Annotated in this window: 25 protein-coding genes; 23 read left to right on the forward strand and 2 right to left on the reverse strand. The window is 40.7% G+C overall.

Annotated elements, in window-relative coordinates:
* The first annotated feature begins 4 nt into the window (after positions 1 to 4).
* The 6 genes from ACSSTM_RS18805 (at position 5) to ACSSTM_RS18830 (ending at position 3,665) form a co-directional block, all read left to right on the forward strand.
* Positions 5 to 286 carry a hypothetical protein gene (locus tag ACSSTM_RS18805; RefSeq protein WP_327821542.1) on the forward strand — a complete coding sequence of 94 codons (282 nt, stop codon included), beginning with the start codon at positions 5 to 7 and terminating at the stop codon, positions 284 to 286.
* Between the two features lie 501 nt (positions 287 to 787).
* Positions 788 to 967, forward strand: a complete 180-nt coding sequence (locus ACSSTM_RS18810) for a hypothetical protein (RefSeq protein WP_058015612.1) — start codon at positions 788 to 790, stop codon at positions 965 to 967.
* Between the two features lie 91 nt (positions 968 to 1,058).
* A complete protein-coding gene (locus ACSSTM_RS18815) occupies positions 1,059 to 1,403 on the forward strand; it encodes a structural protein (RefSeq protein WP_327821541.1) in 345 nt (114 codons plus the stop codon).
* 67 nt (positions 1,404 to 1,470) lie between these two features.
* Positions 1,471 to 1,968 (forward strand): hypothetical protein, encoded by a 498-nt coding sequence (locus ACSSTM_RS18820; protein ID WP_257474530.1) that lies wholly within the window; start codon positions 1,471 to 1,473, stop codon positions 1,966 to 1,968.
* A gap of 36 nt (positions 1,969 to 2,004) precedes the next feature.
* Positions 2,005 to 3,282, forward strand: coding sequence for a site-specific DNA-methyltransferase (locus tag ACSSTM_RS18825; RefSeq protein WP_437404309.1), 1,278 nt, complete (start codon positions 2,005 to 2,007; stop codon positions 3,280 to 3,282).
* 140 nt (positions 3,283 to 3,422) lie between these two features.
* Positions 3,423 to 3,665, forward strand: coding sequence for a hypothetical protein (locus ACSSTM_RS18830; protein ID WP_327821539.1), 243 nt, complete (start codon positions 3,423 to 3,425; stop codon positions 3,663 to 3,665).
* A 2-nt stretch (positions 3,666 to 3,667) separates the two neighbouring features.
* Here ACSSTM_RS18830 and ACSSTM_RS18835 read toward each other — a convergent pair whose 3' ends face one another.
* Positions 3,668 to 4,057 (reverse strand): hypothetical protein, encoded by a 390-nt coding sequence (locus ACSSTM_RS18835; RefSeq protein WP_306011588.1) that lies wholly within the window; start codon positions 4,055 to 4,057, stop codon positions 3,668 to 3,670.
* A 138-nt stretch (positions 4,058 to 4,195) separates the two neighbouring features.
* On the opposite strand from ACSSTM_RS18835, the gene terS reads away from it, so the two are divergent.
* Genes terS through ACSSTM_RS18910 form a run of 15 tightly spaced genes read left to right on the forward strand, consistent with a single transcriptional unit; the run spans position 4,196 to position 16,173 of the window.
* Positions 4,196 to 5,083: a phage terminase small subunit gene (gene terS, locus ACSSTM_RS18840; RefSeq protein WP_437404310.1), complete on the forward strand. Its 888-nt coding sequence runs from the start codon at positions 4,196 to 4,198 to the stop codon at positions 5,081 to 5,083.
* 8 nt (positions 5,084 to 5,091) lie between these two features.
* Positions 5,092 to 6,390, forward strand: a complete 1,299-nt coding sequence (locus ACSSTM_RS18845; protein WP_437404328.1) for a PBSX family phage terminase large subunit — start codon at positions 5,092 to 5,094, stop codon at positions 6,388 to 6,390.
* Complete coding sequence (locus tag ACSSTM_RS18850) at positions 6,390 to 7,910, forward strand: phage portal protein (RefSeq protein WP_437404311.1); 1,521 nt, start codon at positions 6,390 to 6,392, stop codon at positions 7,908 to 7,910. The genes ACSSTM_RS18845 and ACSSTM_RS18850 overlap by 1 nt, the downstream gene beginning before the upstream one ends.
* Positions 7,907 to 8,827 (forward strand): phage minor head protein, encoded by a 921-nt coding sequence (locus ACSSTM_RS18855; protein WP_437404312.1) that lies wholly within the window; start codon positions 7,907 to 7,909, stop codon positions 8,825 to 8,827. Before ACSSTM_RS18850 ends, ACSSTM_RS18855 begins: the two co-directional genes overlap by 4 nt.
* A gap of 40 nt (positions 8,828 to 8,867) precedes the next feature.
* Positions 8,868 to 9,899, forward strand: coding sequence for a toll/interleukin-1 receptor domain-containing protein (locus tag ACSSTM_RS18860; protein WP_176966952.1), 1,032 nt, complete (start codon positions 8,868 to 8,870; stop codon positions 9,897 to 9,899).
* Positions 9,900 to 9,939: 40 nt separating this feature from the next.
* Entirely contained in the window at positions 9,940 to 11,100 is a 1,161-nt protein-coding gene (locus ACSSTM_RS18865; RefSeq protein WP_437404313.1) for an XkdF-like putative serine protease domain-containing protein, read from the forward strand.
* Positions 11,101 to 11,123: 23 nt separating this feature from the next.
* Positions 11,124 to 12,053, forward strand: coding sequence for a phage major capsid protein (locus ACSSTM_RS18870; protein ID WP_437404314.1), 930 nt, complete (start codon positions 11,124 to 11,126; stop codon positions 12,051 to 12,053).
* A 5-nt stretch (positions 12,054 to 12,058) separates the two neighbouring features.
* Entirely contained in the window at positions 12,059 to 12,457 is a 399-nt protein-coding gene (locus ACSSTM_RS18875; RefSeq protein ID WP_437404315.1) for a YqbF domain-containing protein, read from the forward strand.
* A gap of 5 nt (positions 12,458 to 12,462) precedes the next feature.
* On the forward strand, positions 12,463 to 12,855 hold the full coding sequence (gene yqbG, locus ACSSTM_RS18880; RefSeq protein ID WP_268506991.1) for a protein YqbG: 393 nt from the start codon (positions 12,463 to 12,465) through the stop codon (positions 12,853 to 12,855).
* Positions 12,852 to 13,208 carry a DUF3599 family protein gene (locus ACSSTM_RS18885; protein WP_437404316.1) on the forward strand — a complete coding sequence of 119 codons (357 nt, stop codon included), beginning with the start codon at positions 12,852 to 12,854 and terminating at the stop codon, positions 13,206 to 13,208. Before yqbG ends, ACSSTM_RS18885 begins: the two co-directional genes overlap by 4 nt.
* A complete protein-coding gene (locus tag ACSSTM_RS18890) occupies positions 13,205 to 13,711 on the forward strand; it encodes an HK97 gp10 family phage protein (RefSeq protein WP_268506988.1) in 507 nt (168 codons plus the stop codon). The genes ACSSTM_RS18885 and ACSSTM_RS18890 overlap by 4 nt, the downstream gene beginning before the upstream one ends.
* 4 nt (positions 13,712 to 13,715) lie before the next feature.
* Positions 13,716 to 14,171, forward strand: coding sequence for a DUF6838 family protein (locus tag ACSSTM_RS18895; protein ID WP_268506986.1), 456 nt, complete (start codon positions 13,716 to 13,718; stop codon positions 14,169 to 14,171).
* A 25-nt stretch (positions 14,172 to 14,196) separates the two neighbouring features.
* On the forward strand, positions 14,197 to 14,379 hold the full coding sequence (locus ACSSTM_RS18900) for a hypothetical protein (RefSeq protein ID WP_437404329.1): 183 nt from the start codon (positions 14,197 to 14,199) through the stop codon (positions 14,377 to 14,379).
* Between the two features lie 2 nt (positions 14,380 to 14,381).
* Positions 14,382 to 15,728, forward strand: a complete 1,347-nt coding sequence (locus ACSSTM_RS18905; protein WP_437404317.1) for a phage tail sheath family protein — start codon at positions 14,382 to 14,384, stop codon at positions 15,726 to 15,728.
* Position 15,729: 1 nt separating this feature from the next.
* The gene (locus tag ACSSTM_RS18910) at positions 15,730 to 16,173 is read left to right on the forward strand and encodes a phage tail tube protein (protein ID WP_044139480.1); all 444 of its coding nucleotides are present in this window, start codon (positions 15,730 to 15,732) and stop codon (positions 16,171 to 16,173) included.
* A 336-nt stretch (positions 16,174 to 16,509) separates the two neighbouring features.
* Here ACSSTM_RS18910 and ACSSTM_RS18915 read toward each other — a convergent pair whose 3' ends face one another.
* Positions 16,510 to 16,647, reverse strand: coding sequence for a putative holin-like toxin (locus tag ACSSTM_RS18915; RefSeq protein WP_437404318.1), 138 nt, complete (start codon positions 16,645 to 16,647; stop codon positions 16,510 to 16,512).
* Positions 16,648 to 16,752: 105 nt separating this feature from the next.
* On the opposite strand from ACSSTM_RS18915, the gene ACSSTM_RS18920 reads away from it, so the two are divergent.
* Together ACSSTM_RS18920 and ACSSTM_RS18925 are read left to right on the forward strand one after the other, a co-directional pair.
* Positions 16,753 to 17,202: a phage tail assembly chaperone gene (locus ACSSTM_RS18920; RefSeq protein WP_095285430.1), complete on the forward strand. Its 450-nt coding sequence runs from the start codon at positions 16,753 to 16,755 to the stop codon at positions 17,200 to 17,202.
* Between the two features lie 23 nt (positions 17,203 to 17,225).
* A complete protein-coding gene (locus tag ACSSTM_RS18925; protein ID WP_087977385.1) occupies positions 17,226 to 17,378 on the forward strand; it encodes a hypothetical protein in 153 nt (50 codons plus the stop codon).
* The last annotated feature ends 2 nt before the right edge of the window (positions 17,379 to 17,380 follow it).

Here is a 17,380-nt window from a genome sequence, read left to right on the forward strand (position 1 = left end):
AATTGTGAAATTATACTTTCTAAACGAGTTTTTAGGAGATATACACGATATTAATGTTGATGGTATGTGGGTTAATGGTGAGATTACCCCTTCAAATAATATAGACAAATTTAATGATTTTTTCGCAGCACTTGTTGATGAGGAAAATGATTTTGTAGAAACAAATTATAACGAAGAATGGTTAGATGATAACAATTGGTACATTATTGATGATGAAAATAAAAGAAGGGGGATATATATACCTGCAGTTTATCCTGATAGGGAAATTAGCTGGCGGTGGAGATGATTTACAGAATTTATAGATTATAAAAAAACCTTGATGGGCCAATGCCTTTCAAGGTTTTTGGTGTTTATTGGACTCCTATCCGAGAAAAAACCGAGAAAAAGCCGACAAAAAGGGGACCTTTTTTCTTGTGCGGATCATCGTATGATAGAGACAAGCAAAACGAACGTGAATACTTTGTCCAGAAGGAAGAACCTGCGGACGCTGATCATTGAGCACTTTAAGTGCCTTGATTGGTGTCCGCTTTTTTTATTGGGAGACGCGTCTTTCCCTTATCAATGGCGTATCTGGATACGGAACAAAGGTGTTGAGGAATGTGGCCATACGAGAGGGACATTCTGAGCCTGGATAGCAGCTAGTCTGCGGCAGCCGTATCGAGGACAGTTTTTCATTTTTACTTGATGATTGACTGTACTTGGCATCCTCTCGGAGTGTAGTCATCATTTCAAAATCTATTTAAGCGAATAGCGTAAGGTGGTGCTTATTCGGCAAGGAGCGAGTGAAATGAAGATCAGGGATTCTGTTTCTAAAGAGACATTAAAGCAATTTAAAAGCATTGCTCCTGGTTCTAATAGTAAGAAGAGCGATGCTGATCCGATAACGACGCGAGATTGGGAAGAAATCATGGGAACGAGACGCGAAACGTACCAAAGACAAGGCGGCCGTATCCGGAGAAAACGATAAATTGATGGGAACAGTCGTCTTTTGGGTGTATGGCTGCAGGTGCTTTGGTGAGGGATAGGAGCGCAAAAATATAAAAAGGGAGATGATGAGCATGGCATCAAAGTTTGGTGTATCTGCTAATCCGAAAAAAGCGAATCATATTTTAGGAAAGGACAAGGTTGTGGTTGTTGCGATTCAGAATCACAATGATTACATTTGTGGACCAAACCTTATTCCTCAACGAAAAGTTGAAGGGAAATGGGTCACAATCAAAACGAATTCACCTAACCCGCTTAACCCAGGTGAAAAACTTTATGATCAATTTGACATCAAAGAGTCATTTGGTAACAAAAAAGGTACTTATCGCTTTAGAGTGGATGTAGAACGTTATGACAAACATGGCAACCATGTTGAAACAGTTGGTACATTCTACACAAATGAATTTTACGTTAAATAAAATCATTTCACTGAATACCTGAAAATTTCCAAATCACCTCCGATATATGTTTAGGAGGTGATTTCTTATGAATGAAATTAACGAAACTAACGAATTTACATCATTTGGTCAGATTAGAGACGTGCCAATGTATTTGCTGCGCTTTGGGAAGAATATGCATAAAGCAAATTTTGCTGAACAAACAGCATTTAAAGAAAAAATCAAAAAGCATCATGATAGTAAAAAAATTAAAATGCTTTTGGACAGGCTTGAAGAAGGGATCGATAATCATAAAGCTTCAAGTCATTTTACTACTGCTTTCTTTACGATTTTGGCTGTAATATTAGGTAGTACAATAAATTATGGTCTTAGTTTGGCAGACGTTGAAGGAGCAGCGCCATTGATTATATTAATGACCTTTTATACTGCTATTATAATCTGGGGTCATCAATCTATAACTCATTCACGAATGCTAAAAAAAACGAGCAGATATAAAACATTGCTACAAGAGTGCATAGATGAAATGTCTCAAAAGAAAAGCAAAAGACGTTTCTTAAAATTAACAAACAAGTATCGGACACCTTAGGAGATAAGGTGTTTTTTTAATTGGAGGAGATACATCATGAATATCAAAACAATCCCCGTACATAAAATTAACCCTGCACCATATAATCCCCGCATCGATCTGCAGCCAGGAGATCCTGAATACGATACTCTTAAAAATTCCATGAAGAAATTCGGATACGTCGATCCATTAGTTTGGAATGAAAGAACTGGCCACCTTGTTGGAGGCCATCAACGATTCAAAATATTAATGGAAGATACACCGTCTGAAATTCTAGTGTCAGTGGTTTCTTTAAATGACCAGGATGAAAAGGCTCTGAATGTAGCATTAAATAAAATCAGTGGCCATTGGGATGAAAATAAACTTGAAAAACTTCTAACAGAACTAAAGGATAACAATCTTGATCTAGAAATTATTGGATTTACTGAAGAAGAATATGAAGATCTATTAGACAGTGTTTCTATTGAAAATGAGATCGTAATTGTTGAGGAAGATAATTTTGATGTGCAAGAGGCACTAGACAATATAAAAGAACCTAAAACAAAGTATGGGGATGTTTGGCGGCTTGGCCGGCATACCCTAGTGTGTGGAGACGCGACAAAGATAGAGGATGTTGACCGATTGATGTCTGGCCATAAAGCAGATCTAGTCATAACTGATCCACCTTATAATGTAGCGGTTAAAAGTGATAGCAAAAAGTTAAATGATGTTGGCCATGCATCGATTTTAAACGATTCTATGGATAATGGTCAGTTTGATTTATTTTTAAGAGAAGTGTTCTTGAATTATTCAAGAATCATGAACGAAAAGGCAGCTATATATGTTTTTCATGCCGCTTCATATCAACGCGCTTTTGAGAATGAGATGCGTCATGCAGATATTGATATAAGATCGCAGTGTATTTGGGTGAAAAACTCACCAACATTCGGGTGGGCGCAATATAAATACATGCATGAACCGGTCTTCTATGCATTTAAAAAAGGCTGTTCACCTAATTGGTATGGAGATAGAAAGCAGGTCACTGTTTGGAGAGCTGATACCTCTGAAGAAGGAGAACCAGCGACAATTTGGGAAGTTTCCCGCGGTGATACTGCAAAATATGTTCATCCTACACAGAAGCCGCTTGATCTTATTAATATCCCATTAAGTAACAGCAGCAAAAAAGGTGATCGAGTAGTAGATTTCTTTGGAGGTAGCGGATCAACTCTGATGACGTGTGAACAAACTGACAGAGAGGCCCTTCTTTTGGAGCTCGATCCTTATTTTTGCGATGTAATTAAAAAGAGGTTCACTGAATTTACCGGAATTGAAGCTGAGTTGGTTTCATCTTTATAAAATAAAAAAAGAGGGTGCTGACAACACCCTCCCTTCAAAGACAGAAAGAACCTCCCTGCCTAAGAGCGTGATCAAGACGCGGCCGCGTTTGTGGGAAAATATCACGCTCTCATCCACTATTGTAATGGAGGTCAGGGAGAATGACAACAGAAAATACAAACACACGTTCCCTTTCTGGCGAAGAAAAGAAAGAAATGCTTATGATCCTTCAAGCTGAACAGGCTGAAGGTATTGATAAATCAAAAGAAAACTATCGTAAAATCGCTCAAGCTGGAATCTCTCAATGGGTCAGAGACTTTAAAGCAGGAAATATCAAATTGTCTACTGTGGAAGATCTGAAGAAGCTCATCGAACTGGACATTGAGCTTCAGAAAGATGAATAACCCTACTTATCATAAATAGTCGCTGTAAGAGTGGTACCAGCTAAACTATATGGGTATACTTCAGCGTGCAAACGATATTTTACTCCTTTACTAAGAAAAACATCACTTTCTTTTGATGATGGGTCACTTAAGAACCAATCAACAAGAGGTACTTCTGGTCGTAAAGTATCTTTTTCTAATTTACATGCTGTACCCAGCTTTTCACTTGAAGTTGGTGGTTTGTTGTGAGCACATTTAATTCTCATGTATTTGCCATTCCCTGTGAAGGTAACTGAATGGGATTGTCCATCACGCTTTGCAGTTAAACTAGCTAAAGTTGCAGCTTCAACTGAGGTAGAAAAGACACTAAACGATATTATCATAAGCAAAAAGAAAGAAAGAAACTTTTTCAATTAATGACAACTCCTTAAATTTGGTATTTTTTACTCATTTTAAATATTCGCTTTTAAACAAAAATATCCTTTCTTATTCGCAATTTTTGAAAAACAAACTCAAACTTAATTCAACAGCTCGGAGGTGGGTGATATGTAATGGCTAGACCGAGAAATCCTAAAAGAGATCAGGCATTCCAGTTGTGGAAGAAAAGCAATGGAACCCGCTTACTGAAAGACATTGCTGAAGAATTAGAGTGTTCTCAAACGCTCATCCGCAAATGGAAGAACCAAGACTCTTGGGATGAGGAATTGAATGGTAACGTTACTAAACCAAAAGAGAAAACCAATGGTAACGTTACTAAACGTCCTGGTGCTCCGAAAGGGAGTAAAAACGCCAGAGGTAATAAAGGAGGTAAAGCGCCACCTGGTAACCAAAATGCTAAAGGCAATAGGGGTGGCGCAGCTCCTAAAGGGAACAAGAATTCATTCAAAACTGGTGAATACGAAACAATCATGTTTGAGTACATGGATGAGAAGGAGCAGAAGCTTTTTACTGAGATCGAGACTGATCCTTTGTACCAAATTGATCTATCAATACGATTATTGAGCGTTCGTGAAACAAGAATGATGCGCTTGATAACTAAATACGAGAATGGATTGACTGATAAGCAGCGGACAGTCTTGCAGCAATTGCGGAAGATGAAAGACGTTGTACAGGCTCCAGATAAAAATGGTCTGATTAAAGCTGTTCCGATAACTAATGAACGTCTAGCAGTGGTCCAAATTGAGGAGACAGACTCACCGCTGCTGGAGAAGATATTGAGCATAGAAGATGCTCTGACACGTGTGACCGCACAACGCGATAAAGCCATTAGGCAGAAAGTCGACATAATGAAAACTATGTCTGAATACGAATTGAGGCTTCGTGGCCTTGATCTTGCAAACCGAACGAGAGAGGCAGAACTGAAGCGGATCACCGCTCGACCTGTCGATGATTCGGTTCAAATTACTATAAAGAGAGCAAAGAAAAAAGGTGATGGCTGATGCAACTGATGCAGAAGGAAGTCAATCCACACTTCGAAGATTTTCTCTTTGATTGGGATCAGAAGTTTCAGTTCCTAGTGGGTGGTTACGGTTCATCTAAGAGCTATCACATTGCCTTGAAACTCATCTTAAAGTTGCTTGATGAAAAGCGAACCGCTCTTGTGATTCGTGAAGTCTATGATACGCACAGAGATTCCACGTTTTCTTTATTCGAAGAGATCGTGAATGATCTTGGACTCGATCATGTTATTCAGTGCCGGACATCACCGCTAATGCTTAAATTTCACAACGGCAGCCGGATCATTTTCAAAGGTCTGGACAAGCCTGCCAAGCTGAAGTCGATCAACAACATCTCAATCATTTGGATTGAAGAGTGTTCTGAGGTTAAGTACGAGGGGTTCAAGGAACTGCTTGGTCGTTTGCGTCATCCAACGCTGCTGCTGCACATGATCTTATCAACAAACCCTGTCGGCCAGGATAACTGGACATACCGTCACTTCTTTAAGGACGATCAGAGAAATCGATTTATCCTGGATGACGAGACTTTATACAAAGAACGCACCATCGCTATCAATGATACGTACTATCATCATTCTACAGCTGAAGACAACTTGTTCCTTCCGGTCAGCTATATTAAGCAGCTGGACGAACTAAAGGAATACGATCCAGACCTTTATCGCATAGCCCGAAAAGGTCATTTTGGCATTAACGGAATTCGTGTTCTTCCTCAATTCGAGGTGCAGCCGCATGAAGATGTGATGCTGGCCATCTCAAATATCAATCGGCCTTTGCTTAGAGCGGGAATGGACTTTGGTTTCGTAGAGTCATATAACGCTTTGATTCGACTGGCCGTCGATCACGAGAAGAAATATCTATACATCTATTGGGAGTATTATCAAAAAGGCACAACCGATGATGAAACTGTACAAGAGCTCATCGAATTTGCCAAAACAAAAGAGCTAATCAAAGCGGATGCAGCTGAACCGAAAACCATCGCATACTTCAGGAAGATGGGATACAACATGGTGGCTGCACGTAAGTTTCAGGGATCACGCTTGCAGTACACCAAAAAGATCAAGCGGTTCAAAAAAATCATTTGTTCCGACTCATGTAAGAACACGATCTATGAGCTTCAGACGCTCTCATACAAGACAGACAAGAATGGCAATATCATAGAAGACGAATTTAAGATTGATCCCCACACCTTATCGGCCATCTGGTATGCGCTAGATGATTATGAGGTCACCGATCTGAAAGAGAAACCAAAAGAGCGGACACGCCCGAACAGAGAAAGGAGGTCACGCTGATGAATAAAGTGAAAGCGACTGTGATTAAATCAACTGTTTCTGAAACGACCAAACAAATTCATGAGGATGGCTTTAATTATGAGGCTGATGGCGTTATTGAGCCGCCATACAATATCAAGGAGCTCAAACAAATAGCCGAGTATTCTACCATTCTTCAACAATGTATAGATGCGTATAAAACGAATATTTTAGGTTTCGGCTTAGGAATTGAGTATACTTTCGACTTCAACGCTGAGAATGCACCAGAGGGAAAGAAAGAGACAGCTGAGAAAGAATGGACCCAACTTGAAGAGTTCACCAGCTATATGAACTATGATGAGTCAGCCGAAGTGGTTCTTGGTTATGTAATAGAAGACCGAGAGAAAACCGGTAATGGATTTGTCGAAGTGCTTCGTGAAGGTACAGGGAAGCCTGCAGGCATTGAATATCTTGATGCACAATATATTCGTGTTTGTAAGTTAGGCGATTCCGTTGAGATCGACTTTAAGTATACAGATCATGGTGAAGTTAAGACCATGAAAAGAATGAAACGGTTCAGAAAGTATGTGCAGCAAGTCAACACTAAAAAAGTATTCTTCAAAGAGTACGGCGATCCAAGAACATTGAACGCTGCTACGGGAGAATACAGCGAAGACACTCCTTCTAATCTTGTAGCAAGCGAAGTCATTCACTTCAAGATCGGCAGCGGTACATATGGTGTTCCTCGTTGGATTGGTAACATCGTCAATATGTATGGAGCGCGCAAAGCTGAAGAACTGAACTATCTGTACTTTAAACAAGGGCGGCATGTGCCGGCTGCAATTACTGTAGAGAATGGAATGCTTTCTGAATCTTCGTATGAGCAGCTACAGGAATACATGAACTGCATTGAGGGATCAGATAATGCACATAAATTCCTGTTACTCGAAGTGGAAGGGATTCCGAAAAAGGATGAGCTATCAAACGATGAAGAGCCGGCGAATGTAAAGGTGGATATAAAATCACTTGCCGAGATTCTTCAGGAGGATGCACTATTCCTTGAATACGATGAGAAAACGAGAAACAAGATACGATCTTCTTTCCGTCTGCCGCCGATCTACACAGGCGAATCACAGGATTATAACAAGGCGACAGCAGATACCGCTCGAAAAACGACAGAAGAACAGGTATTCCAGCCGGAAAGAATGATCATCACTGGCAAGCTCAATACACTCTTCCTTCCTGATCTCGATCTCTGGCATGTGCGACTCATATTAAATGGTCCTGACTTTCGTGATCCGCTCGAAATCGCAAAGGTTCTTACGCCGTTTATTCAAGCAGGAGCGGTTTCGCCAAACGACCTGCGTGATCTGGCTGGGCGTATTCTTGGTAAGACTCTTGAAGAATGGCCAGAGGAAGAATATCACCGACCAATTGAGGCTAAGCCAAAGGCATCAACTAGCTTGCTTGATACTGTTTTTCAAAAGTCAGCAGGTTCTCAGAATGAATTGGTATCGATCCTCAAAGACCTTAGGGATGAACTAGAGGAGATCCGCAAATGAGCAAGATTGATCAGCTGATAAAAAACATCAATACCTTTGTGCAAAAAGCGGAAGCAGATGAGGTTGAGGAACTCAAAGAGGCGGTGGCTGATTTCCCTGAACTACAAGACATTCCATCTTTAGTGGAGGAATACGAAAAAATCACCGCTAAATTGTTCAGATTGCAACGCAGGACATTTTTGAACGCTCTGAATGGTTTTATATCCAAGGATGATTCGGAGACGTTAGAATCAATTCTAGCGTTCTTCCAAAATGATTTGTTTGCAGCTGATGAATTTGCGGAGCTGTTTGGAAAAGAAACGGCCATTTTCTTGAAGCTGACCGTCACGCAGCTGGCCGAGAAGATTATGCATTCCATCGATGCAGATATTCCGTTCAAGGTGTTATCTGAAAGAACCGCTGAGTGGCTTGAATCATGGTCGCAGGAATTGGCGCAGCTGATGCAGTTGAATACTCATACAGCGATTGAACAAACGTTGAAAGAGGGCATCAAAGAAGGCCGCTCTATTCAAGAAATTGAACTAGAGCTAAAGGACCTTCCTGAATTCAGCCGAAAGCGTGCACGTGTGACAGCTGTAACTGAAGTGTTGACCGCTTCTTCCGTCGCTCAACATGAATCTTATGTCCAATCCCCGGCGGTAACGGGAAAGCGATGGAAGCACAGCGGCGGAAAAAAGAATCAGTCCAGAGAAAGTCATGTGCAGCTGGACGGCACGATTATTCCTCTCGATGAAGAATTTGAAATACCAGGAAGCGGAGAGCAGTGCATGTTTCCGAGAGATACCAAGCTTTCTTCCAAAGAGCGCGTGAACTGTCATTGTGCGGTTGGGCCTGTGGTTGATCCAGTCATTTTGGGTTTATCAGCTGTTGAAAAAGAAAAAATTAGAAAGAAGTTTACAATACATGGTTTTTTGTAGTAAATTCATATCATAACTTTTAGATTAGGAGATTTATGATATGACAAAATTTTTTGTGAGTCACTCTACTAATGATCCAGAAATCGTAGAATGTTTTAACGAACAGTTTCTAAGATTAGCTCTAGGAATCCCAAAAGAACAGATATACTGTACTTCCGTTCAAGGTACTCTTCATATAGGAGAGCATTTTAATGATGAAATTTTAGAGAACTTGCAAAATTCTGAAGTGGTTATTTTTTTAATAACAAAGAAGTTTCTTAAGAGCAACTACTGTCTTGCAGAGCTTGGTGCAGCATGGGCTTTAGGAAAAAAAGTGTATCCTTTATTGCTAGATCAGCTTGATTACCATGTCTTAAATAGTACGCCTTTCCATGGAAGGCAATCAATAAAAGTTAGCGAACTCTCAAGCATTAATCAATTGGCAGATGAATTTTTCAAAATGAACTGGATTAACCCTTTTCATTCTGCGCAGCTAAATTCTAAAGCTACTATGTTATTAAATGCAATAAAAGATAATGAAAACACAGAAGAAATGCCAAGTGTTGAGGAATTTACACAATTAAAAAACCAATTTGAAGAAGCCCAGAATTATATTAATGAGCAAGAAACTAAAGTTGTAATGTTAGAAAAAGCGATTGAAGATTTAAAACTAACTAAAGATTCAAAAGAAGTCTTAAAATATGAGTTGCAAGGAAATAGTGATAAACAAACATTTGAGAATCATATAAGCAAAATTAGATCTTATTTAAAGAAAATAGACCTAATTGTAATATCAGCTATATACCATGAAAATTTTAATAAAGATGAAGAGTTTTGGATAAGTAATCCTGATAAAATAAAGGAGCTAAGTGCAAGTCAATTGTTAAGTGTTGATTATGATGATTTTGAAATCAAATATAATTCAGAGCATCCTAAATTGAAAAAGTGTGTTGATCTATTGCTGAAATTAGATGACTTTTTAGCTAATTCAAATAAACTAATAGATTCTCTTGAAGATGAGTTTGAAGATGTTATTTCCCTTAGAAATATTAATTTTTGGAATAGGTTCTTCAATGTTAGAGTTATAATCTAAATTCTATGTTAGAGAGTAATTATGAAAGGAGGTGAATAAATTGCCACGCGAATTGATAAATGCAAAAATCACACATGTTTCGTACGTAGACAAGGCTGCTAATCAAAAGCAGTTCTTTTTTATGAAATCAGAAAAAGAAAGTGACTTTCAGAAAGAAATCAAGGTCATTTCGAAGGCTGATGATGCGCAGCGTCTTGTATATGGAATTGTATACGAACCAAACGTTGCGGATGCACATGGAGATTACATGACGCCGGAAGAGATTGAGAAAGCCGCTCATGGGTTCCTGAAGGATGCACGTGAGATCGACAAGCAGCACGACTTCCAAGGCGGTGTTGGGGAAGTCGTTGAATCGTACATTGCTCCGTCTGATTTTGAAATGGGCGATGAGGTTATCAAGAAAGGATCGTGGGTCCTTGTGACAAAGGCTTCCGATGAAATCTGGGAACAGATTCAAAAGGGCGAGATCACCGGATATTCAATGGCCGGTACAGCAGACATAGGAAAACAAGAGCGTGAGCCAGCTTCTGAAGAGAAGGGGCTTTTTTCTTTGCTCAAAAACTTCTTTTTATCAAAAGGAGAAGTAAAGAACAGATACGACAAAGGCCGCATGCGTCGTGAGTTTTGGGCGGCACAAGATGCCCTGAATTCTGTTTTGTATAAATGGGACTCTTACGACGATGGAGACTTGGAGACTGATCCTGAAAAGGTGAGGGCTGCACTGGGAGACTTTGTGGAAATCACACAAGAGATTCTGCTTACTGATGACTTGGCTGGGATCCAAACTGATCCACCTGAAGCTGTCGCAAAAGCAGGTAAAAAGTTTTCAGCTGCTAATCTGAATGAGCTAAAAAATGCAAGAGCCGCTATCGACAATCTGTTGAGTCAAGCGGAAAAGAAGGAGGAAGAAGAAGTGAACAAAGAAGAACTGCAAAAGATGCTAGATGAAACAATCGCACCAGTTGTAAAACGTCTGGATGACCTTGAGAAGGGAGAAGGCGAAGGTCAGCCTGATCCGCAAGAAAAACAAATTGATGAAGAGGTCGCAAAAGAAATGGCCGCAGCTGTAGAAAAGGCATTGGCTCCAGTTGTTGAAAGAGTCGAAGCGCTTGAAAAAGCACGTCCGCAAGGTAATGGAGTAGGGGATGCACAACAACAAGACTTACAAAAATCTGAAACGGTATGGGGCGGCTTGCTTTAAGCCGAGAAAAAGGAGGAACTAGAGTGAGAAATCAAGAGGTAATTAACAAAGCGGAAGTGACGCTTGGTACTTTAAAGACAGGCGGTCTCATGAATCCGACCCAATCTAGCACATTTATTCGTATGGTGCAAAATGCACCAACACTGCTGCAAGATGCACGTGTCATTCCAATGGATAGTGATGCGCAAAAAATTGAAAAAATCGGTTTTGGTCAGCGGATTCTTCGTCCTGGTCAAGAAGGTGTAGGTTTAACTAATGAACAAAAGACTGCGCCAACAACAAGCACTGTGGAGCTTAATGCAAAAGAAGTCATTGCTGAAGTAAACATCACATATGACACGCTTGAAAATAACATCGAGGGTGATAATTTACAAAATACCATCATGCAAATGCTGGCGGAACGAGCGGCAGTTGATATTGAAGAATTGATTTTGAATGGTGATACGAAATCTAGTGATGCATATCTAGCACAACTTGATGGTATTCGTAAACAGGCTGAATCTCATATCGTAGATGTTGCTGGTGAACCACTTACACGCCAAGTATTCAAACAAGGATACAAAGCGGTTCCGGCAAAATATCTGCGTATTCCGCAAGAATTCCGTTTCTATACGTCTCCTGGCCAAGAAGTCGAGTGGAAAGACAAAGTGGCAGATCGTCAAACGAATCTAGGGGATGCAGCTGTACAAGGTGGACTTTCTTCTGCATTCGGTGTGCCGGTAAAAGGTATTGCAAACATACAGCCGTATGGAATGGGAGAGGATGGCACAGATGTATCGGACATCTTATTGACTCATCCGAAAAACATTATTCTTGGCTTCTCTCGCAATATTCGTATTGAGGTTGATAAGGACATCCGTAGACGTAAATTCATCATTGTGTTGACTGCGAAGCTAGACAGCAAATTTGAGGAAGAGGATGCTGTTGCTAAGATCATCAAGGTCAAGGAGTGATCAATATGTATACAGCTGAATTGATCAAGGGAAAGACATACTCTGTTATGGGTCATGTCTTTCTTTTAAATCAGGAAAAAGAGATTGAGAAAAAGGTCTTTCAATATCTCAATGGCAATGAGTTTTTCAATTGTACAGAAGTGAAAGCTCCTACTGATGATCCTAAAACAGATGATCAACCAAAAGAAAAGCCGTCCGAAGAGGAAGAAGAGTCAAAAGAGGAAGAAGAACCGTCACAAGAAGCAAAAATCTACACTGAAACTGAATTGAAGGATATGAAGAAAGATGGACAAGAAGCCGTTATTGTTGATCTTGGCGGCGATCCGTCTGAGTTCAAGAATGAAAGTGAAAGAATTGCCTTCATCCTTGAAAATCAACAGCAGCAAGAAAAAGCAGGAGAGTAAGGCTGATGCTGATCTCTCCTGAAGATGTTAGGGCGTATACAGTATTCGAGAGCGTGCAAAACCGCTCTGACGAACTCTTAATCAGTGACATCATTGAGGCTGAAGCTGAGGTATTTAAGATCGTAGGTCATGATTTCACAAGTGAAAAATATCAGCCGCTTCCTGAAAAGGCGAAGATCGCATTGATTAAAATGGCGCAGTTCTTCGCGCTGATCAACGGGGATGAATCAATCATAAAGGGTTATAAATCTGAAAAGATTGGCGACTATTCATATACTTTGGCAGATGGTAACGCCATTTCAAAACCAGATGTGTATAACCTGTTGATAGATTTCATTGAGCCGGTAGTAGCGCCAGAAGATCCAGGCAGTGTCAAATTAAGGTTGAGATCGCTATGAGCTATCAATCATTATTAACGGATCGATGCGACATATATCACCTGCAGGAAGAACAAAAAACAGGCAATCTCTATGGAATACCTGTCCAAGATGCGCAGCCGGTCTTTTCATATCCTGATGAGCCTGATCAAGTTGCGCAGCCATGTTATTTTACGGAGAAAAACCAATCCATCACACAGCAGGAGCCAAACGCAACCATTCATCAATCGTACCTTGTTCATTTTCCTGGTAATACCGATGTCCGCCTGAACGATAAAGTGGTATGGGAAGGTGTGACATTGAAACTACAAAAGCCCAGACGGATCAAAAACCATCATATTGAGGTGGTAGCGATGAGGAGTGAAAGCCTATGAGGATTGATGGTCTTGATCAATTCATAGAGGACTTGAATGCAGCAGTGAATGGCGGCTTGCAAGCTGAATATGAAGAGTGGCTCGAAGGAATGGGCTATGAGTTCCTAGATATTGTTCAAGATGAAATTATCCGTACAAAAACGGTGGATGCTCGTCGTTTGCTCAACTCATTCCAAAAAGGCGACCAAGAAAACGTCTTTTCGATGAGCAGTGGCGGTCTGACGTTGGATGTTGGGACCAACTTAGAATACGCATCATACACAAACGATGGTCATTTTACCATTGATCCCTCCAAGAATCAGGATAGACGATGGGTTCCTGGCAGGTGGGTAGGCGACCGCTTTGAATATGATCCAAACGCTGAAACAGGTATGCTCTTGAAATTTCAATGGGTTGAGGGGAGCGGCTATTGGGACAATGCGTTGGCTATCTTTGAACAGATGTTTGAACAATCATTGGACCGCAAGCTGCAGCAATGGATTGATCAACAATTCGGGCGGTGATTAGATGAATCAAGAAGTCGGCGCCATCATGAATTATTGTTATAAGCGGTTTCCTGTGAAAGTCTACGAAAAGGAAATTCCTGAACAATTTCAAGTCCCATCGATGTACTTTCCTGCCGCATGGGTCAATACAAGAAACGATACTGTTTCAACGTTTCTTAAAACCTACACGCTGCATATTAAAGTGTTTCACAAGGAATCGGGGCAGGCTCATGATGCAGCTGAATCGATTGTAGATGCCTTGTCAGCTGATCGGAATATCATTCAGATGGTCAGTGAAGAAGGTGAACCGCTTGATGATTATGTTCGCATTAAGAGGGCAGAAACTAGGAATGGTGATCAAGGTGTGGCAACAATTGTCCTCACATGGGATAGCGCCTATTGGTACAAGCGAGATGAGCAACCAAGCCTAGACGACATAAATTTTTCAGATGGGGTGATAAAAAGTGGCAAAGAATAAAAGCGAGCCGGTGAAAGAAGAAAAAGTGACACTGGTTATTCCAAAGGAACCAGGGTTCGCATTTGAAGCCTTGAAAGAGCACAGCAAGGAATTGTTTGGCGTGAAGCCTGAAATCCTTGAGGGTGCTCTTTTTTATATCAAAGATCAACCAATTACAAAAACAGAAGCAAAGAAGCAGATTGATGCTTTTTTGTCTAAGGAGGTTTAAGCATGAATGGAGGTACTTTTACACCAGGTACAGAGAAAAAGCGCCCTGGTATCTATTTCAATTTCAAAACCACAGCACAGCAGCGTATCACGTTAGGTGATCGCGGCACCGTTGCACTCCCAATCACAATGAGTTGGGGAGAGCCTAAGACGTTTATCTCTATCTCAGGCATCGAGGACTTAAATAAAAAAGTCGGATTAAACATCGATGACAAGTCGCTTCTTCTTTTCCGAGAAGCGAAGAAAAAAGCACAAACGGTTCTTTTGTATCGCTTGAATGAGGGAGAACCTGCAAAGGCTCAGATCAGCGAGAATTTCAACGTTCTTGCCAATTATGGTGGACAGAAAGGTAATGAGGTGACAATCCAAGTCACTGAAAACGTATTGGATAGCTCCAAGCGTGATGTGGTGACTTACGTTGGTACAGACATTGTTGATAAGCAGGTTGTCACTGATGTCAAAGAGCTGAAGCAAAATAAATACGTTCAATTTTCAGGTGAAGGTGAAGTGACAATCACAGCTGGCGTAACACTAAGCGGTGGAAAAAACGGTGTGCCAAGCGTGGCAGATTACACAGCATTTCTTGAAGCAGCTGAGACAGAATACTTTGACGTGATTGCGCTGCCTAATAACACTAGTGAGCAGTTAAAAGCGACATTTGTGGCCTTCGTCAAGCGTTTGCGTGATGACCAAGGTCGTAAAGTGCAAGGTGTTTTACCGAACTACGCAGCTGATCATGAAGGAATTATCAATGTCACAAGCGGCGTTCTGCTAGAAGACGGCACAGAGATCACACCAGCCAAAGCAACGGCATGGGTGGCTGGTGCATCTGCAGGAGCAAACTTCAATCAGTCATTAACCTTTGTTGAATATGAAGGGGCTGTGGATACGTTAGAGCGTCTTGATAATGACCAAGTGGAATACCGCTTATCACAAGGCGAATTCTTGTTTACGTTTGATGCGCGTGATCGCACAGTAAGCGTTGAGAAAGATATCAACTCTCTGACAAGCTACACAACCGAGAAGAACAAGACATTCGGGAAAAATAAGATCATCCGAGTGCTTGATGCGATCAACAACGATCTCACACGTGAATTGAAGAATCTGATTAAGTTACGCAAAGCAAATGGCAATGACATTCCGGCATCTGATGATGGGCTGCAGCTGGTGAAAACACTAATCACGCAATATCTAACGCAGCTGCAAGATGGATCTGGAATCACTGGCTTTGACTCTGAAACAGACATCACGATCGCTTTAAATGAAGATCGTGACGGTTTCTTGATTGACCTAGCTGTTCAACCTGTTGATGCAGCTGAAAAATTCTATTTCAATGTAGAGGTGAAATAAGATGGCTTTTAAAGCGCAGAATACCATTTCAGGTAAGGAAGGGCGTCTTTTCCTCGATGGTGAGGAAATGGCGTTCATCAAAACGTTTGAAGCAAACGTGGAGAAAAATAAATCAGAGGTCAATGTCATGGGACGTCGTATGACCGGTCACAAGACAACCGGTGCGAATGGTACTGGCACAGCGACTTTTTATAAAGTCACATCACGTTTTGTTCAGTTGATGTTAAATTACGTGAAGAAGGGACAAGATCCGTACTTCACCATTCAAGCTGTACTGGATGACAAATCATCCGGCCGCGGCACAGAGCGTGTCACATTGTTTGATGTGAACTTTGATTCTGCAAAGATCGCGGGGCTTGATGTGGATTCAGAAGCACTGGAAGAAGAGGTTCCTTTCACGTTTGAGGACTTCGATCTTCCTGAGAAGTTAAAGGATTCTTTTTAATGGTATTGGCATATAGTGAGGAAAGATCCCCTAAGACAGTGTAACTAGCTGCTCTTTAATTGAGTAGCTGGTTATTGTGAATAAATTAGAATGTCACTGTATAGAATAGTATCGAACGATATTCTGTTTTAAATTTCTTTGTACAAATTTGTTATAATTAAAAGAGCTTGATATACTATAAACAAAGGTTGTGTGTTAGTGTATCACTAACACACAAAAAAGAAGCCAGGATGCTACAACATCCCGGCAATGTACAATGAGGCCCTCAAGGGGCTGGCTTATCGTATAGGTTCTTTAGGTAGACTTCCCTTTAACCTTCCACAGCTCAAGGGGAGTCTATTTTTTGTCTATATACGTCAACAAAGTAAAGATAAACATCCCGAATAAAAGCATTAGGGAAATCGCTTCAAATGTTGACATTGGCATCACCCCCTTCCTATGGGGGATGAGCCAGACACCCTTGAGCAAAGCCATTCAATTGTACGAGTTATATTATACATGAAAAGATTGGAAAGCACATTCAAAAAATGGATGTGCTTTTTTGCATTCAAAAAAACAAATCAAAGGGAGTTTTTAAACATGAGTGAAAAACAAACAAATAACGTATATGATCTTTCATTCTTTATGCCAGGACAAACAGCTGAAACAGAAGAAATCAAATCAATCATTTCAAAGCGCTTTGTTGATAAAAAGGGTGAAGTGATTCCATTCGTATTCAAAGCCATTACAACTGAACGTATTGATGAACTGGAGAAAGAAAACACAACTTACAAGAATGTCAAAGGTCGCGGACGTGTGAAAGACTTGGATTCCCAACGCTTCTATGCACGTATTGCGGTTGAATCAACCATTTACCCTGATTTCAAATCAAAGGAATTGCGTGAGGCATACAGCACACAAGATCCAGTCGAAGTGGCAAAGCGTGTCCTGTCTGTCGGCGGTGAATATGCGAACTGGTTAAACAAAGCAATTGAGGTCAATGGGTTTGAAGATGAAATTGAGGACCTTGAAACTGAAGCAAAAAACTAATAAAAGACGGGAACAAAGAGGCTGTGTATCTGTATTACTGCATGCATGAGCTTCATTACTCCCCGTCTGAACTCATAGAGGTCTATGAAGCGCCAAGGCCATTCAAGGCCTTTTTGTTTGGGTTGATAGCCCACAAACTCGAAGTATTAGAAAAAGAATCAAAGAAAGGGGGATAAGA

This window comes from Bacillus sp. RK1064 (assembly GCF_051488405.1).
Lineage (GTDB): Bacteria > Bacillota > Bacilli > Bacillales > Bacillaceae > Bacillus.

What these genes read in the sequence shown, in the direction of transcription:
- ACSSTM_RS18810 (WP_058015612.1), top strand. Translation starts at nt 788, where the DNA reads ATGAAGATCAGGGATTCTGTTTCTAAAGAGACATTAAAGCAATTTAAA.
- ACSSTM_RS18815 (WP_327821541.1), top strand. Translation starts at nt 1,059, where the DNA reads ATGGCATCAAAGTTTGGTGTATCTGCTAATCCGAAAAAAGCGAATCAT.
- ACSSTM_RS18820 (WP_257474530.1), top strand. Translation starts at nt 1,471, where the DNA reads ATGAATGAAATTAACGAAACTAACGAATTTACATCATTTGGTCAGATT.
- ACSSTM_RS18825 (WP_437404309.1), top strand. Translation starts at nt 2,005, where the DNA reads ATGAATATCAAAACAATCCCCGTACATAAAATTAACCCTGCACCATAT.
- ACSSTM_RS18830 (WP_327821539.1), top strand. Translation starts at nt 3,423, where the DNA reads ATGACAACAGAAAATACAAACACACGTTCCCTTTCTGGCGAAGAAAAG.
- terS (WP_437404310.1), top strand. Translation starts at nt 4,196, where the DNA reads ATGGCTAGACCGAGAAATCCTAAAAGAGATCAGGCATTCCAGTTGTGG.
- ACSSTM_RS18845 (WP_437404328.1), top strand. Translation starts at nt 5,092, where the DNA reads ATGCAGAAGGAAGTCAATCCACACTTCGAAGATTTTCTCTTTGATTGG.
- ACSSTM_RS18850 (WP_437404311.1), top strand. Translation starts at nt 6,390, where the DNA reads ATGAATAAAGTGAAAGCGACTGTGATTAAATCAACTGTTTCTGAAACG.
- ACSSTM_RS18855 (WP_437404312.1), top strand. Translation starts at nt 7,907, where the DNA reads ATGAGCAAGATTGATCAGCTGATAAAAAACATCAATACCTTTGTGCAA.
- ACSSTM_RS18860 (WP_176966952.1), top strand. Translation starts at nt 8,868, where the DNA reads ATGACAAAATTTTTTGTGAGTCACTCTACTAATGATCCAGAAATCGTA.
- ACSSTM_RS18875 (WP_437404315.1), top strand. Translation starts at nt 12,059, where the DNA reads ATGTATACAGCTGAATTGATCAAGGGAAAGACATACTCTGTTATGGGT.
- yqbG (WP_268506991.1), top strand. Translation starts at nt 12,463, where the DNA reads ATGCTGATCTCTCCTGAAGATGTTAGGGCGTATACAGTATTCGAGAGC.
- ACSSTM_RS18885 (WP_437404316.1), top strand. Translation starts at nt 12,852, where the DNA reads ATGAGCTATCAATCATTATTAACGGATCGATGCGACATATATCACCTG.
- ACSSTM_RS18890 (WP_268506988.1), top strand. Translation starts at nt 13,205, where the DNA reads ATGAGGATTGATGGTCTTGATCAATTCATAGAGGACTTGAATGCAGCA.
- ACSSTM_RS18895 (WP_268506986.1), top strand. Translation starts at nt 13,716, where the DNA reads ATGAATCAAGAAGTCGGCGCCATCATGAATTATTGTTATAAGCGGTTT.
- ACSSTM_RS18905 (WP_437404317.1), top strand. Translation starts at nt 14,382, where the DNA reads ATGAATGGAGGTACTTTTACACCAGGTACAGAGAAAAAGCGCCCTGGT.
- ACSSTM_RS18910 (WP_044139480.1), top strand. Translation starts at nt 15,730, where the DNA reads ATGGCTTTTAAAGCGCAGAATACCATTTCAGGTAAGGAAGGGCGTCTT.
- ACSSTM_RS18915 (WP_437404318.1), bottom strand. Translation starts at nt 16,647, where the DNA reads ATGGCTTTGCTCAAGGGTGTCTGGCTCATCCCCCATAGGAAGGGGGTG.
- ACSSTM_RS18920 (WP_095285430.1), top strand. Translation starts at nt 16,753, where the DNA reads ATGAGTGAAAAACAAACAAATAACGTATATGATCTTTCATTCTTTATG.